Here is a 15,616-nt window from a genome sequence, read left to right on the forward strand (position 1 = left end):
TTTTATTTGAAAAGATAAAGTTCATAAAATGAAAGTTAAAACTAAAAAAGCAAACTAGTTTTCCCTGTTATATTAACATAAGTTATAAAAATAGATAAATAAAGATTGATTTTAACAAAAAATAAACACAAATCTCACATTTAAATCTAATTTTTTCTTGGTGATTTTTCATTTCTATTTTTACTGTGACTGATGTCTCATATTTTTATTTTTGAAAAATTAGATTGTTCTGCGGTTTTAAAATAAATATTTTGAACAATATTTTTATAAAAAAGAATATAAGTATAAAATGTTAATTTTTAATGCGAAATATTTGTCTAGATAAGTGTTTGCTACTCATAATTTATTTACATTAAAGTTTGGTGATTAAAATAGATAATCTTTGTGTTTAATTAAATATTTTTTAGCCTAAGGAACAAATCAAAAAACTAAAAGGTAATAATAGGCTTATTGCTGGCATTATGCTTGCCATCTGTTTATTAGAATGGTGAATGCATAAGTGTATTTATTGTCAGGGAGGTAAGGATATAGCTAATTATGGAGAATAAGCGAACACTGCGAAATATTATATTCAGCGGGATATGGATAATTTGGACTCTTGCCTTAATTGCTTTTTGGCGTTATCAGATGGCAGGCGAATTTTTGATTATTCTAATCCTAATTTTTAGCATTATTATTTATTATATGACGTTGAGGTTAAAAAAAGCCGCTATGTTTAGTCGTAAAACTGAAACACCAAAAGCAGCAGAGCCTGTTGCACCAGTAATAACAGAAGAGAAAAAACCGATGCCAGAGCAAAAACTATACACGATTATTGCAAAAGGAACGGTATTCCAAGGCGATATTAATGTTGAAGGCGATATCCAAATTTGGGGGAAAGTAGCTGGTAATATTAATGTCAAAGATGGCGTTATTCGTGTTATGCATGCGGGGCAAGTTGAAGGCGAATTAACAGCACCAGATATTATTATTGACGGTTTTGTAAAAGGAATTTGTGCTGCTAATAACCTAGATATCTTAGAGCATGGTGAATTACGTGGTACGAGCCGTTGTGGCAGTATGTCTATTAAGCGTGGCGGTATATTTACTGGGCAATCAGAGCAAGTTGAACATCAAGCAAAATCAGTTGCTCAACAACGCGTTGTTTCAATAAAAGAAAGCGCTAATGCAAATAAAGATAAAGTTGTTGCTCCAGTAGAAAACCAACTAAAAGAAAACAAAAAATAAAGTACCATTTTTCTTTTCATTGTTCGTTGTTTATCCTATTTTATCGCTATTGTCTTAATTTTATATAAACAGAGAATAACGATGAATTTAGATACTCCCAGACTACACCTAAGAGAATGGCGTGAGAGTGATAAAGCGCCATTTTTTTCTGAAATCAACTCTTCACCTGAAGTGATGCGCTATTTTCCTTGCACTTTATCTCAATTAGAAAGTGATAATATGGTTGAGGTTATCCGTGAAAAATTTGTTCAACAAAATGGATGGGGAATGTGGGCAGTTGAATTAAAAGAGACTCAAGAGTTTATTGGTTTTGTTGGATTAAATATTCCAGCCGCGCCTTTGCCATTTAATCCCTGCATAGAGATTGGTTGGCGTATTGCGAAAAAGTTTTGGCGAAAAGGTTATACTTATGAAGCGGCTTTAGCTGTATTTAAATTTGCTTTTGAGACTTTGCAGTTAGAGGAAGTTGTTGCTTTTACCGCAGTTTCAAACCTTCCATCTCAAGGTGTAATGCAAAAACTAGGTATGCATCAGTCTGATAATTTCTTTCATCCAGCATTAGATAAAACCCATCCTCTCGCTGAGCATGTTTTATACCGCTTGAAGAAATCCAACTTTACTTTTCAGTCGAACGAATAGTGCGTTTTTTTTCAGGAAGTGGAGGAACAGGTTTTTTATCGTCAATAAGATGGCGTATTGCTAAGATTGGATGATAAATTAACATTCGTGGACCAGCCCAACGCATGATTTGTTTCATCGTTTCTCGTTTTGCTGGTTGGTAACAATGGATAGGGCATTGTTTACAAGCGGGTTTATCTTCACCATAACGACATTTATCTAATCGGTTATAGGAATAATTGATTAATTGTTGATAATAATCTGAGTCAGCTTCAGGATGTGAATGAGCATAAAGGTGAACCATTTTTTGAATGGTTTTTTTTTCACGATTTATTCTTTTTCCTGACATACCTTTCTCTCTTAGTTGTATGTTGTATTTATTATGCATCTTATCATTAAGCAGATAGAGACGCTAAAATATTATTTAATGCGTAATAATAAAAATTTTACTAAAAAGACTTTTCTTTTTTCTTAGAATATACTACTGTATTTATATACAGTTTATTTGCCTTTAAATGGTGAAACCAATGCGTGTGGAAATTTTATTTAATAAACAATCTAAGATAACCGACTCATTATTTCCGCTCTTAGAACACGAACTGAGAAAAAAGATCATTCCAGAATATCCAGATATGCAGTTTCGTATCGCCTTTAGTAGCATGAATTCGATTCAAGTTACAGGCATAAAAGATGAAACTAAGCATGAACACATAATGGAACTTATTCAAAGTGTTTGGGAAGATGATGGCTGGTTGCAAACAGACGATGAATAAAATGTAGTAAATAAAGTAATTACGATTGTCAGAACGAATTGGCTTTTTATTTGTTTATATAAAAAGCCAATGACATAGAAAAGGAAATCACTGGCAATCGAGCTTTAAAACTGTATATCTATCAATGATGACAAATCTTATTTTCACTCGTTGTAAATCCACCTTCTGCTGGAATAAATTTACCTTTCCTTTCTAAGAAATCAACTAATTCAGTCGCTGTCATATTTTCAGCTGAACAAGTATGAAAACGTGAGTCATTGCCGAATTGTTTATGGATAGCATCAATTAGCGATGTTTTAGTAAATGCAGTCTCTGAAGAAAGGATCATTTGCAAAACTTCATGACCATGTATTGATGACATATTGAGCCCCTAAAAAATAAAAGATACATTAATTATGCATCTTTATGGGGTAGTATCTTTGTTTTTAATCATAAAAAGCGATGACAGATTATCATCGCTTAAAAAGAGCCTTATTTTTCACTTCGTTGAAGTATTTTTTGCATTTCATCTTTAAGATGAAGCTTTTCTTTTTTTAGTTTGGCAACTTCATCGTTATAGCCAGCTCCGTTAGGGCCTTCTAATTTAGCAATTTCTTGATCGAGTCGATGATGTTTATCGTAGAGAGCTTCAAAGCGGGGATCACTATTTCTTAATTGAGAAACAAGGGCTTGTTGATCTGAGAACATATAACCTCCTATGAAAAGAAATTGGGTCTCTATTTCAGTATAATCATAGATAGCTTATCTGCACGGTGATGTATCACAAATTTACATTTCATGAAAAAACGTGATTTTTCTTTTTAAAACATTCAGAATTATCCACTCATAGTACTATTTACTAAGATGTTAGCATTCAATCACTAAAAATATTAGTATTCAGATAATGAGCAATAAAAACATCTGACTAATTTTGTTAACGGCGAAGTGTTCGCTGTAAAAATGGAGAGAGTGATGAACAAAGTAATATTATCTTTAGTAGCAGCAATGTCTTTATCTGCGTGTGCACAAGCTACTGACAGTTTAGATAAAGTTGCACCTTATCCTAAGGCTCAAGAAAATCAAGTTCGTCATGTTATCGAATTAGAGAAAAAAGATAATGAAAGCAATTACCAAGTTGAATTAATTATTGGTAAAGAACTTAAAGTAGATTGCAACCATCAGTGGTTTGGTGCGGATTTAGATGAAAAGAATTTAGAAGGTTGGGGTTATAGCTATTATGTTGTTGGCGATTTAAATGGTCCAATGTCAACAATGATGGGATGTGCTGACAATACGAAAAAAGATGCCTTTGTACAGGCAAATATAGGATCAGATGCCTTTATCCGCTATAACAGCAAATTACCTATCGTTGTTTATGCACCAAAAGATGTTGATGTGAAATATCGTATTTGGTCAGCGGCTGAGACTACTCAAGATTCAGTTAAAAAATAACAGTCAACCTGATTTTAAATAAACCATCATTTGCTAAAAAGCCCTTTGTTGTTGAGACAAAGGGCTTTGTTGTTATTTAAGCTAAATATTAGCGTATAACTAAAACTGACATTTTGGCATGGCGTACAATTGATGATGCTGTTGAGCCTAATAAATAAGAGGAAACATTAGGTCTATGTGACGCAATCGCAATTAAATCAGCATCAATGTGGCGGGCATATTCTAAAATTTCATCTTTTGCGTTACCAACACCAACATTACATATAATTTGCTCATCAGGAATTTTTGCATCTTTAATCATGTCTTGTAGTGCAACAAAAGCAAGACGAGTACGTTCTGACGAGTCTTTGAATTTTTCAGGAATAGCAGCAAACTCGATACCAAAGAAAAGTTCAGCATTAGGAATAACGGTGAGGAAGTGGATCTCAGGTTTACCCACCTTTGCTATTTGTTCAATGTGAGCGATTAGTTCCTGAGAAAGTTCATCTTCTAAAATATCAATGGGAACTAGGATTTTCTTATACATTACAAACCTCACTTAGCGTTAGTTTAAAATATTTACCATTATCGCCTAATAGTAAAAAATAGCTGTGATCTGTGTTTTAAATAAGAGTGAGAATGATTATTTACTACTTTACATTATTAAGCATTAAAAATTAAAAACAGGCTGAAATAATATTAACAATATAATGAAAATAAGTTATATACCTTAACTCGTTGACAGGGAAGCAATTAATAATGTCATGTTAAAAATAAATTTCTCTTTTTCTCATTAAAAATAGAAAATGCATAAAAGAATGATTATCAATTATATTATTGTTCTGTATCTATAAGATTTTATTGATAAAAATAAGAGACAGAAAGATTTAAATATGGCATATTAATAGACAATGACATCTCAATATGATGTCTGGACAGCAATCTTAGTCCCTAAACTGGATTGTTATTCAGAGTCGTCCTTTATCCTCACCAATGAGTTATGGAACCTGAAATAACCTATGGAACTCTATTTATTTATGGCAATAGAGTAGGCTATTTAAAACCAAATAAGATTATTATTATGACACATAATCACATTGATGATATTGAGTTGGATCGGGCTGATAATAAGCAGTCTGAAAAATTTAAGGCAGCTAAGAAAAGCACGTTAGTGAGTGTTTTTGTCAATATCATTTTATCCATTTGGCAAATTACAGTGGGCTTTTTTTCACACTCTCAAGGTTTAATTGCCGATGGCATTCACTCACTCTCTGATCTTATTGCTGACTTTGTTGTTTTAATTGCCAATAAAGGTAGTCAGAAACAACCTGATGCTGATCATCCTTATGGGCATTTTCGTTATGAAAATGCGGCATCACTTATTCTTGGGACGATTTTATTAATTGTTGGTTTAGGAATGGTGTTTTCTGCCATTCATAAAATTTTAGATCCCTCTACTATTCCTGAAGTTCATAGTGTTGCTTTATATGTGGCTTTACTTGCATTAGCTGCTAAAGAAGGATTATTTCGCTATATGCTTGCTGTTGCAAAAAAAGTGGACTCAAATATGTTAGTCGCAAATGCTTGGCATGCGCGTTCTGATGCAGCTTCTTCATTAGTTGTTGCAATTGGTATTATCGGAAGTTTGGCTGGATTTAAATTTTTTGACCCATTAGCAGCATTAATTGTCGGATTATTTGTCGGTCGTATGGGATGGCGTTTTACTTATCAAGCTCTACAGGATTTAATGGACAGAGGGGCTGATAAAGAGACGCTGGAAGAGATTAAACAGATGCTGGTTTCAACACCAGGCGTGCAAGGCGTTCATGATTTAAAGACGCGTCGTTCAGGTGATTATTTACTCGTAGATGTACATCTTGAAATTAAAGGTGATCTCACCGTTAATGAAAGTCACGAGATTGTTGTTAATGCACGTAATAAGGTTTTGCAAAATAAACAGATCTTGAGTGTGATGGCTCACGTTGATCCTGCTTAAACTGATTTGCACATCTAATAAAAAAGGTAATGATAGATTTTCATTACCTTTTTTTGTATCTAAAAAAACGCTATTTACTATTTTAGAAATTGACGCAGTTTTCTTTTACGTGATCACTTAGCGCCGCAATCAGATTATCTACTGCACATTCAGCCATCGCATAGCGAGTCTCTTTTGTTGCAGAGCCTATATGTGGAACAGCAACGACATTCTTCATCGTTAATAAAGGTGAAGATGAAGATAGAGGTTCTTTTTCAAAAACATCAAGTCCAGCACCTGCGATCTCTTTTTGTTCTAATGCATGGATTAGTGCCAATTCGTCCACCACAGCTCCGCGCCCTGCATTAATTAAATAAGCGTCAGGTTTCATCATCGAAAATTGTTTCTGTCCCATTAAATGATGCGTTTCTGGTGTTAATGGTAACGTGATACAGACGAAATCAGATTGCTGTAATAAGGTCTCTAAAGTGCAATGCTTTGCAGTAAATTTATCATTTACTTCTGTATATTCTGTACGTGAGTGATAAAGAATATTCATATTAAAACCAAAGTGTGCGCGCTGTGCTAAAGCTTTTCCTATTCGCCCCATTCCAATAATACCCATGGTTTTATGATGAACATCAGTACCATACCAATCAGGTGTGATACCTTTAATCCATAAGCCTTGTTTAATATTATCAGCAAGTTCAGGAATGCGTCTTGCTACGGCAAGTACTAATCCCATCATGGTATCTGCGACGGTGTCTGTTAATACGGTTGGAGTATGCATTAGTTTAATATTACGTTTAGTGAGTGCATTAACGTCAACATTGTCATAGCCAACAGAAACCGTTGAAACGGCTTTTAAATGAGGTGCTTGGTTAATAAAATTTTCATCGATGTTGCCACCAGCACCTAGTAATCCAGAGGCATTGGCAAGTGCTGAACGAAAATCATTAGAGTCTAAAGAGAGCGTTTTAAATTGTTTGATATCAGCAAAATTAGCTAATTTTTTGTACAGTTTTTCAGGAAGATCTTGATATAGCACGACAATCGGTTTCATTATATTTTCCTTATATACTCGTCATACTTCAAACCATAGCGTTGTTGACTTGGTTCACTCGCATTAGTCACATACTTCAATACTCGTCATACTTCAAACCACAGCGTTGTTGACTGCGTTCATTCGCACTAGTCACATACTAATGTATGCTCCTAGCGACTCATTTACTTGTCGCCTAGCTGTGCCTTGAATTATTTAGAGTATCTATTTAATCATTAGAATATCTATTTAATCATTAGAATATCTATTTAATCATTAGAATATCTATTTAATAAGATGTTTATAGCATTTACTCAAGTAGATGTAGTGTAGGCTCACTTTTCGTAGAATTATTGAGAGTGTTCTTACTACGCTTAAACATATTAGCGAGGAAGTTAATAAGGTATGATAAAACCCATTGAATGTCAGTTTTATCATATAATTAGCGCATTAAATGAGATGTAATCGTTTACTTTTAATGTGTGTTATTTTTAGTGTTAAGGCGAGATATAGTGTTACTTATTCTATTGAATTACTGTAATACAATTCTAAATTAGGATGTTGTATAAAAATTTAAAGCGCACAAAAAGAGTGTAAACGTTTACACTAAATGTCGGTTTGATCACGAAATGATTTTGTTGATCTTGCTAAACTCTGTGTCAGTGAACAGAAACCGTCTTGCGCTTTTCCTTTGAATCAAAAGAGGTGAATGTGGAAATATTAGTGACAGGTGGTATGGGATATATCGGTAGTCATACTTGCGTACAAATGATTGAAGCAGGCATGACACCGATTATTTACGATAATCTTAGCAATGCGAATGAAGAAGTACTTAATCGTGTTGAAGCCCTAACAGGTAAACGCCCTCTGTTTTATAACGGTGATATTCGTGATGAGCAGCTATTAGCATCAATTTTTGCTAAGCATTCTATTCAGTCTGTTATTCATTTCGCGGGATTAAAAGCGGTTGGTGAATCCGTCCAGAAGCCAATTGAATATTATGACAACAATGTTAATGGCACATTGGTGCTCGTACGTTGTATGCGTGATGCGGGCGTAAAAAGCATTATTTTTAGCTCATCTGCAACTGTTTATGGTGATCCGCAAGCGGTTCCTATCACTGAAGATTCGCCAGTAGGGGGCACGACTAACCCTTATGGCACCAGTAAATATATGGTTGAGCGCATTTTATCTGACTTATTTATTGCTGATGAAAGTTGGTCTATTAGTTTGTTGCGTTATTTTAACCCAGTAGGGGCGCATCCATCAGGTACGATGGGGGAAGATCCTAAAGGTATTCCAAATAACTTAACCCCTTATATTGCTCAAGTGGCAATTGGTCGTCGTGAACAAGTGGCTGTTTTTGGCGATGATTACCCAACAAAAGACGGTACCGGTGTTCGTGATTATATCCATGTTATGGATCTGGCAGATGGTCATATCGCAGCATTAAATGCATTAGGTAAAAAAGCGGGCTTACATATTTATAATTTGGGAACAGGTAACGGTACTAGCGTGATTGAAATGATTGAAGCATTTCGTAAAGCTAGCGGTAAACCTATTCCTTATCAATTACAAGCTCGTCGTCCTGGTGATATTGCAGAATGTTGGTCAAGCCCTGCAAAAGCAGAGAAAGATTTACACTGGAAAGCCATTCGTTCAATTGATGATATGGCTGCGGATGCTTGGCGTTGGCAGTTACAAAACCCAAATGGTTATCTGAAATAAGACGTAAAGTATTCAGATAATCTTGAATAAATAAGAGAGAAGGCTATGTCGAAACTGATTTTTGATCCTGTTGAACATCCTCATCGTCGTTATAATCCGCTAACTGGCCAGTGGATTTTAGTTTCACCACATAGAGCGAAACGACCTTGGAATGGCAAAGATGAAAAGCCTCAGATTGCGACACTTCCCTCTTATGATCCTCACTGTTATTTGTGTCCAAATAACACCCGTGTCTCTGGCGATAAAAATCCAGATTACACAGGAACGTATGTCTTTAATAATGACCATTCTGCGTTGTTGCAAGACGAATATCATATTGAGCCTTCATCAAATCCTTTATTTCAAACTCAAGCAGTAAGAGGAATTAGTCGAGTTGTCTGTTTCTCACCTGATCATGGAAAAACTATTCCTGAATTATCCGTCAGTAGCTTACGTAAAATCGTTGATACTTGGGATAATCAAATAGAAGAACTCAGCAAAGAATATCTTTGGGTTCAAGTATTTGAGAATAAAGGTGAAACGATGGGATGTTCTCAACCTCATCCTCATGGGCAAATTTGGGCGAGTGATTTTTTACCTAATGAATTAGCGCGAAAAGATGCGCAATTAAAAGCTTATTTTGAAAAATACGGGCGCAATCTATTAATCGATTATGTCGATGCTGAATGTAAAGATGCAAGTCGTACCGTAGTTGAAACTGAGCATTGGCTGGCGGTAGTACCTTATTGGGCTTCTTGGCCTTATGAAACGATGTTATTACCTAAAGCGCATATTCGAAGAATGAGTGAATTAAATAGTGCTCAGCGAGATGATCTTGCTATTGCAATGAAAAAATTAACAAGTCGTTATGATAATTTATTCCACTGTTCTTTCCCTTATTCAATGGGATGGCATTTTGCGCCTTCTTTTAAAGATGATAGAAATATCGATCATTGGCAATTACATGCGCTTTATTATCCGCCATTATTACGTTCAGCCACTGTGCGTAAATTTATGGTGGGATATGAAATGCTGGCAGAATCGCAAAGAGATCTAACGCCAGAACAAGCCGCGAATAATTTACGTCAAGTAAGTGACATTCATTATAAAGAGCAACGTTAATGGCCATGCAATATAGCAAGGTATTTTAATTAATCTGCTTTTTGCGCACGAAATAAATTAAATCAAGCATCTTATTATTTACATAATGATGTGATGGGTTTTTTATACTCCTCATCCTTCAAGTTGCAGAGGTGTTGGCTACGCTCAGCTACCCGAATCATATACATGAGTATGCTCATCGGGATATCTTTGCTTGCCACCTACCTGCAACTCAAATGATTTAGAATATATTACTTAATTTTAAGCTAAGGATTTATTATGCAGGCACTTATTAATAATGTGACTCGTTCATTTTCATCTATTTTTGGTTACGCACCTACACATTTTATTCAAGCGCCTGGTAGGGTAAATCTTATTGGCGAACACACTGATTATAATGATGGGTTTGTTTTACCTTGTGCAATTAACTATCAAATGGTCGTTGCCGCAGCAAAACGAGAAGATAATATTATTCGTGTCATTGCTGTTGATTACCAAAATGAAGTTGATGAATTTAGCCTCGATAATACCATTGAGTTTTTACCTAATAAAATGTGGGCTAACTACGTTCGGGGTGTTATTCATTTTCTACAACAAGATAACTATTCTTTTCATGGTATGGATATTGCGATATCCGGAAATGTCCCTCAAGGCGCAGGGTTAAGTTCTTCTGCTGCGTTAGAAGTCGCCATTGGTCAAACGCTTAAAACACTTTATCAATTACCTATTAGCCAAAAAGAGATTGCATTAAATGGTCAAAAAGCAGAAAACCAATTTGTTGGTTGTAACTGCGGCATTATGGATCAGCTTATTTCGGCTTGTGGTGAAGAGAATCATGCACTATTAATTGATTGTCGTTCATTAGAAACGTCGGCAGTGACAATGCCCGAAAATATGGTTGTGATGATTATCAATACTAATAAAAAGCGTGGGTTAGTTGATAGTGAGTACAATACTCGTCGCCAACAGTGTGAAGAAGCCGCTCAGATTTTAAATGTGACTGCATTAAGAGATGCCACATTAGAGGATCTACTTGCAAAAAAAGCATTAATGAGCGACGTGGTTTATCGTCGGGCACGCCATGTTATTACTGAAAATAGCCGTACATTAGAAGCGGCTGACGCCTTGCGTGAAGGGGATTTAACAACATTAAGTCAACTGATGATGCAATCACATCACTCAATGCGTGATGATTTTGAAATTACAGTCAAGGAGGTTGATTCATTGGTTGAAATTGTTAAATCGGTGATTGGTGATCGTGGTGGTGTAAGAATGACTGGTGGTGGATTTGGCGGTTGTGTCGTAGCATTAGTGACACCAGATTTAGTTGATAAAGTCATTGACTCTGTTAAGGCGCAATACGAAGCTAAAACGGGATTAAAAGAAACTATCTATGTCTGCTCTGCAAGCCAAGGAGCGGGCTATTCGGAGGCAAAATAATGGCGACTAATGAGCTTCGTTTTCTTGAACCTGAACAAATGACAGCACAACCCGCATCAGATGGAAAACCTGCGCAAATAGTAGTGCTTAAAAATCGTTTTGGTATGTCTATCTCTTTAATGGATATTGGTGCGACTTGGTTAACCTGTATTGTACCAGTTAATGGATATCGTCGAGATGTGTTATTAGGCTCGGCGGATATGAATGCCCATAAACAACAAACCGCATATTTAGGTGCAACGGTTGGGCGTTTTGCTAATCGCATTGCCGGGGCAAAGTTTGTATTAGAGGGGCAAGAATATAAAATTAGCGCGAATGAAGGTAAAAATACCTTACATGGTGGTAAGCAAAACTTTAGCCATCTTCGCTGGGGGATCACCGCGCAATCTTCTCAATCTGTCACTTTTTCACTAATTTCAAATGATGGTGACCAAGGTTTTCCCGGTACTGTAAAAGTAAGCGTGACCTATACACTGACAGATAATAATGAAGTGTGTATTGATTATCAGGCGATGAGTGATAAAACGACACCATTAAGTTTAACTAATCATGCTTATTTCAATCTTGCGGGTGAACATACTGCGCGCACTGCACTTGAGCATGATTTAAAAATTTGTGCGACTCATTATTTAAAAAATGGTAAAGGCAATATTCCTACAGGTGAGTTTGCAAGCGTCATAGGGACAGGGTTTGATTTTCGTAAATTAAAGCGTGTTGGCCTTGATTTTATGGCAGATGAGTGCCAAAAAGTCGCAAATGGTTACGATCATGCGTTTATTTTAGATAAGAAAGCGATTGATGATAAAACCCCTGTTGCGACGGTGATTGCTCCTGAAGGCGAACTTAAAATGGATGTTTTTACAACCATGCCTTCTGTGCAGTTCTATACAGGTAACTTTCTAGTAGGAACAAGAGGAAAGAGTCGTCATTACGGCAATTACTCAGGGTTGGCATTAGAAACACAATATTTCCCAGATGGCCCTAATCATCCAGAATGGCATGAAAACCAAGGTATTTTACCTGCAAATACCGCGTGGAATAGCCAAACAATTTATAAGTTTTATTCGTAACAACAAAAGGAAAGTGTAAACGCTTTCCTTTTCACTATTTATTTGATCTTTTTACTTTTTAAATTTCCCTTCTTCGCTGATAATCAAGCAACTTAAATTCTATTACTCTCTTTTTTCTTTGTTTGTAGATTAACGGTTCGTTATTTCTTAACCATGAATAAAGGTGATCCATAAGGGGTGGATATGGCGACTATCAAAGATGTAGCGAAAGAAGCGGGTGTTTCTGTCGCGACTGTATCTAGAGTCATTAATAACTCGCCGAAAGCAAGTCAGACATCTATTGAAACCGTTAATGCTGCGATGCAAAAGCTAGGCTATCGACCTAATGCAGCAGCAAGGGCTTTGGTTAGCCAAAGTACGCAAACTTTGGGTGTTTTAGTGCATGACGTTTCTGATCCCTTTTTTGGTACACTCGTTAAAGCGGTTGATAACGTTGCAAGACAATCAGGGAAACACATCTTGGTCTGTAATGGTTATCATGATGCTCAAGATGAGCGACAATCTATCGAGTTATTGATTAATAGTCGCTGTGATGGTCTGGTGATCCATTCAAAAGCACTCTCTGATGAAGAGTTGCTGGCTTATGCTCAAGAAGTTAAAAGCATGGTATTGATTAACCGTTTTATTCCTGCAATTGCCGAACGTTGTGTCGCTTTAGATAATTATAAAGGGGCATGGATGGCAACAGAGCATCTTATTCGTCAAGGTCATACTAAAATCGCATATATTTCATCTACTCATCATATTGAAGATACAACTCAGCGTCTTGCTGGTTATAGAGCTGCTTTAGAAGCTAATAATATCTCATTGCCAGAAAGCTATATTGAGTATGGTGAGCCTGAAGGTGAAGGCGGTGAAAAAGCAATGATGCATCTACTAACGAAATCTATCGATTTTACAGCCGTAGTGACTTACAACGATTTTATGGCCGCTGGGGCTTTATCTGTTCTTGATGAAAATGAAATCCCTGTGCCTGAAAAAATCTCAGTTATTGGCTTTGATGACGTATTAATTGCACGCTATATTCACCCTCGTTTAACCACGGTGCGTTATCCCGTACAAATGATGGCAGAACAAGCCGCAACACTCGCTATCAGGCTTTCTAAAGGTGAAGTGCTTGAACAAAAACAACGTATTTTTTCGCCAACATTAGTTCAACGTAATTCCGTTTTTAATCTTAGTCACCTCTCTTAATTACCTCATTTGCTTTTTAATTTAATCGATCCTCTTAATGGTTTTTACATTAAGAGGTCATACTTAATTAATTTGTGTAATCGTTATCATTTGTAGGGTTTTTTCAACGATTATTTTAATATCTGAAATTTATAAAATAAAACTATCATCGTATTTTAAGCTTAAATTTTGCTTTGCTCGTTATGCTAATTGTTCGTTTTCCTGTTTTATGATCCATTTACGTAACATAAGCGATAAATTTGTGAACAGAGTAACGGAAAAAGATTGTGAAAACGTTTACATTAAAATCCTATTCTCTCTATGGGTCTGAAAGGAAAATATTATGCATACAGAAGGTGTTGGGTTAAGCACAATAGACTATGCAATTTTTGCCCTCTATGTCGTCATCATTATTAGTCTAGGATTATGGGTTTCTCGTTCAAAGGATGGTGAGAAAAAAGGAACAAAGGACTATTTCTTAGCAGGTAAAACCCTTCCTTGGTGGGCAATTGGTTCTTCGCTTATTGCTGCTAATATTTCAGCAGAACAATTCATTGGTATGTCTGGTTCTGGTTTTTCCATTGGTCTTGCTATCGCTTCTTATGAATGGATGGCTGCACTGACATTAATTATTGTTGCTAAATACTTTTTACCTGTTTTTATCGAAAAAGGTATTTATACCATTCCAGAATTTGTCGAGAATCGTTTTAAAAGCCGTAACTTAAAAACCATTCTTGCCGTATTCTGGCTGGCATTATTTATCTTTGTTAACTTAACATCGGTACTATATTTAGGTTCATTGGCATTAGAAACCATCCTTGGTGTACCAATGATGTATGCCATTATTGGTTTAGCATTATTTGCTGTTGTCTATTCACTCTATGGCGGACTCTCTGCTGTTGCGTGGACAGACGTGGTACAAGTATTTTTCCTTATCCTTGGTGGCTTATTTACCACTGTATTAGCAGTCAGCTATATCGGTGGAGATGGCGGGATTATGGAAGGTTTGAGCAAAATGACACAAGCTGCACCTGATCACTTTAAAATGATCTTAGAAAAAGATAATCCGCAGTTTATGAACTTGCCGGGTATCGCGGTGCTGATTGGTGGCTTATGGGTGGCTAACCTTTATTATTGGGGCTTTAACCAATACATTATTCAGCGTGCTTTAGCAGCTAAATCCATTAATGAAGCACAAAAAGGGTTAGTGTTTGCTGCATTCTTAAAACTGATAGTGCCTGTTCTTGTGGTTGTGCCGGGTATTGCTGCATTTGTTATTACGACTAACCCTGAATTAATGGCAGGTTTAGGTACAATGGCACAACAGCATATTCCAACGTTATCACAAGCAGATAAAGCTTATCCTTGGTTAACTCAGTTCTTACCAGTAGGTGCAAAAGGTGTTGTTTTTGCTGCACTTGCCGCTGCAATAGTTTCATCTTTGGCATCTATGCTTAACTCTATTGCGACTATTTTCACGATGGATATCTATAAAGAGTATATTGAGCCAAAAGCTTCTGAAACCCGTTTAGTGAACGTGGGTCGTATTAGTGCAGTTGTTGCTTTAATTATTGCTTGCTTTATTGCACCATTATTAGGTGGTATCGATCAGGCATTCCAATATATTCAAGAATATACAGGCTTAGTCAGCCCAGGAATTTTAGCGGTATTCCTGTTAGGTTTGTTCTGGAAAAAAACGAATGCAAAAGGCGCAATCATTGGTGTGGTTTTATCTATACCGTTTGCATTATTTCTAAAATTAATGCCATTAGGTATGCCATTCCTTGATCAAATGATGTACACCTTTATGTTTACTACTGTTGTGATTGGTTTAGTGAGTTTAACCTCGACTAAAACTGATGACAGTGTAGGGGCGATTGCATTAACAGATAAAACCTTTAAAACACAAAGCGGATTCAATATTGCTTCTTACGCCATTATGGTCATTTTGTGTGTGCTTTACGCCGTATTCTGGTAATAGCAAGAGTGTAATTTGTTAATTTTCTAAATCTAAAAATACCCTACAAAACGATACAAAGCAGATGGTTATGCCATCTGCTTTTTTTGTGCTCAAGATCCG

The 15,616-nt window shown here is 36.1% G+C and carries 16 protein-coding genes; 11 read left to right on the forward strand and 5 right to left on the reverse strand.

Features of this window, described 5'->3' with window-relative positions; genetic code table 11:
- Window positions 1-711 precede the first annotated feature (711 nt).
- Window positions 712-1,227, forward strand: a complete 516-nt coding sequence (locus ACNARN_RS08675) for a bactofilin family protein (protein ID WP_232797515.1) — start codon at window positions 712-714, stop codon at window positions 1,225-1,227.
- A gap of 81 nt (window positions 1,228-1,308) precedes the next feature.
- A complete protein-coding gene (locus ACNARN_RS08680) occupies window positions 1,309-1,866 on the forward strand; it encodes a GNAT family N-acetyltransferase (protein WP_416304350.1) in 558 nt (185 codons plus the stop codon).
- On the opposite strand, the gene ACNARN_RS08685 is transcribed toward ACNARN_RS08680, so the two are convergent.
- Window positions 1,844-2,194, reverse strand: coding sequence for a nitrous oxide-stimulated promoter family protein (locus ACNARN_RS08685; protein WP_098942243.1), 351 nt, complete (start codon window positions 2,192-2,194; stop codon window positions 1,844-1,846). The two genes, ACNARN_RS08680 and ACNARN_RS08685, sit on opposite strands and share 23 nt — an antisense overlap.
- 178 nt (window positions 2,195-2,372) lie before the next feature.
- Between ACNARN_RS08685 and ACNARN_RS08690 the strand changes: the two genes are divergently transcribed.
- Window positions 2,373-2,618, forward strand: a complete 246-nt coding sequence (locus tag ACNARN_RS08690) for a DinI-like family protein (RefSeq protein WP_036934877.1) — start codon at window positions 2,373-2,375, stop codon at window positions 2,616-2,618.
- 121 nt (window positions 2,619-2,739) lie between these two features.
- Here the strand turns inward: ACNARN_RS08690 and ACNARN_RS08695 are convergent, their stop codons facing one another.
- The gene (locus tag ACNARN_RS08695) at window positions 2,740-2,979 is read right to left on the reverse strand and encodes a YecH family metal-binding protein (protein WP_023581559.1); all 240 of its coding nucleotides are present in this window, start codon (window positions 2,977-2,979) and stop codon (window positions 2,740-2,742) included.
- A gap of 110 nt (window positions 2,980-3,089) precedes the next feature.
- Window positions 3,090-3,305: a DUF465 domain-containing protein gene (locus ACNARN_RS08700; RefSeq protein WP_023581560.1), complete on the reverse strand. Its 216-nt coding sequence runs from the start codon at window positions 3,303-3,305 to the stop codon at window positions 3,090-3,092.
- Between the two features lie 252 nt (window positions 3,306-3,557).
- On the opposite strand from ACNARN_RS08700, the gene eco reads away from it, so the two are divergent.
- Complete coding sequence (gene eco / locus ACNARN_RS08705) at window positions 3,558-4,049, forward strand: serine protease inhibitor ecotin (protein WP_255311068.1); 492 nt, start codon at window positions 3,558-3,560, stop codon at window positions 4,047-4,049.
- Window positions 4,050-4,137: 88 nt separating this feature from the next.
- Here the strand turns inward: eco and ACNARN_RS08710 are convergent, their stop codons facing one another.
- Window positions 4,138-4,575, reverse strand: coding sequence for a universal stress protein (locus ACNARN_RS08710; protein ID WP_151435692.1), 438 nt, complete (start codon window positions 4,573-4,575; stop codon window positions 4,138-4,140).
- 534 nt (window positions 4,576-5,109) lie between these two features.
- On the opposite strand from ACNARN_RS08710, the gene ACNARN_RS08715 reads away from it, so the two are divergent.
- A complete protein-coding gene (locus tag ACNARN_RS08715) occupies window positions 5,110-6,024 on the forward strand; it encodes a cation diffusion facilitator family transporter (protein WP_109371479.1) in 915 nt (304 codons plus the stop codon).
- An 82-nt stretch (window positions 6,025-6,106) separates the two neighbouring features.
- Here ACNARN_RS08715 and ghrB read toward each other — a convergent pair whose 3' ends face one another.
- Window positions 6,107-7,066: a glyoxylate/hydroxypyruvate reductase GhrB gene (gene ghrB, locus ACNARN_RS08720; RefSeq protein ID WP_198625841.1), complete on the reverse strand. Its 960-nt coding sequence runs from the start codon at window positions 7,064-7,066 to the stop codon at window positions 6,107-6,109.
- Window positions 7,067-7,756: 690 nt separating this feature from the next.
- On the opposite strand from ghrB, the gene galE reads away from it, so the two are divergent.
- From galE to ACNARN_RS08750, 6 genes are all read left to right on the forward strand, one after another.
- Window positions 7,757-8,773: a UDP-glucose 4-epimerase GalE gene (galE, locus tag ACNARN_RS08725; RefSeq protein ID WP_198620784.1), complete on the forward strand. Its 1,017-nt coding sequence runs from the start codon at window positions 7,757-7,759 to the stop codon at window positions 8,771-8,773.
- A 45-nt stretch (window positions 8,774-8,818) separates the two neighbouring features.
- Window positions 8,819-9,874, forward strand: a complete 1,056-nt coding sequence (locus tag ACNARN_RS08730) for a UDP-glucose--hexose-1-phosphate uridylyltransferase (protein ID WP_198620783.1) — start codon at window positions 8,819-8,821, stop codon at window positions 9,872-9,874.
- Window positions 9,875-10,132: 258 nt separating this feature from the next.
- Window positions 10,133-11,293, forward strand: a complete 1,161-nt coding sequence (gene galK, locus ACNARN_RS08735) for a galactokinase (RefSeq protein ID WP_198620782.1) — start codon at window positions 10,133-10,135, stop codon at window positions 11,291-11,293.
- The gene (galM, locus tag ACNARN_RS08740) at window positions 11,293-12,363 is read left to right on the forward strand and encodes a galactose-1-epimerase (RefSeq protein WP_416304351.1); all 1,071 of its coding nucleotides are present in this window, start codon (window positions 11,293-11,295) and stop codon (window positions 12,361-12,363) included. Before galK ends, galM begins: the two co-directional genes overlap by 1 nt.
- Window positions 12,364-12,546: 183 nt before the next feature.
- Window positions 12,547-13,557 (forward strand): substrate-binding domain-containing protein, encoded by a 1,011-nt coding sequence (locus ACNARN_RS08745; RefSeq protein ID WP_416304352.1) that lies wholly within the window; start codon window positions 12,547-12,549, stop codon window positions 13,555-13,557.
- A 322-nt stretch (window positions 13,558-13,879) separates the two neighbouring features.
- Window positions 13,880-15,514, forward strand: a complete 1,635-nt coding sequence (locus ACNARN_RS08750) for a sodium/sugar symporter (RefSeq protein ID WP_368927672.1) — start codon at window positions 13,880-13,882, stop codon at window positions 15,512-15,514.
- Window positions 15,515-15,616 lie beyond the last annotated feature (102 nt).

Source organism: Proteus sp. TSJ240517 (genome assembly GCF_047921575.1).
Taxonomy (GTDB): Bacteria; Pseudomonadota; Gammaproteobacteria; order Enterobacterales; family Enterobacteriaceae; genus Proteus.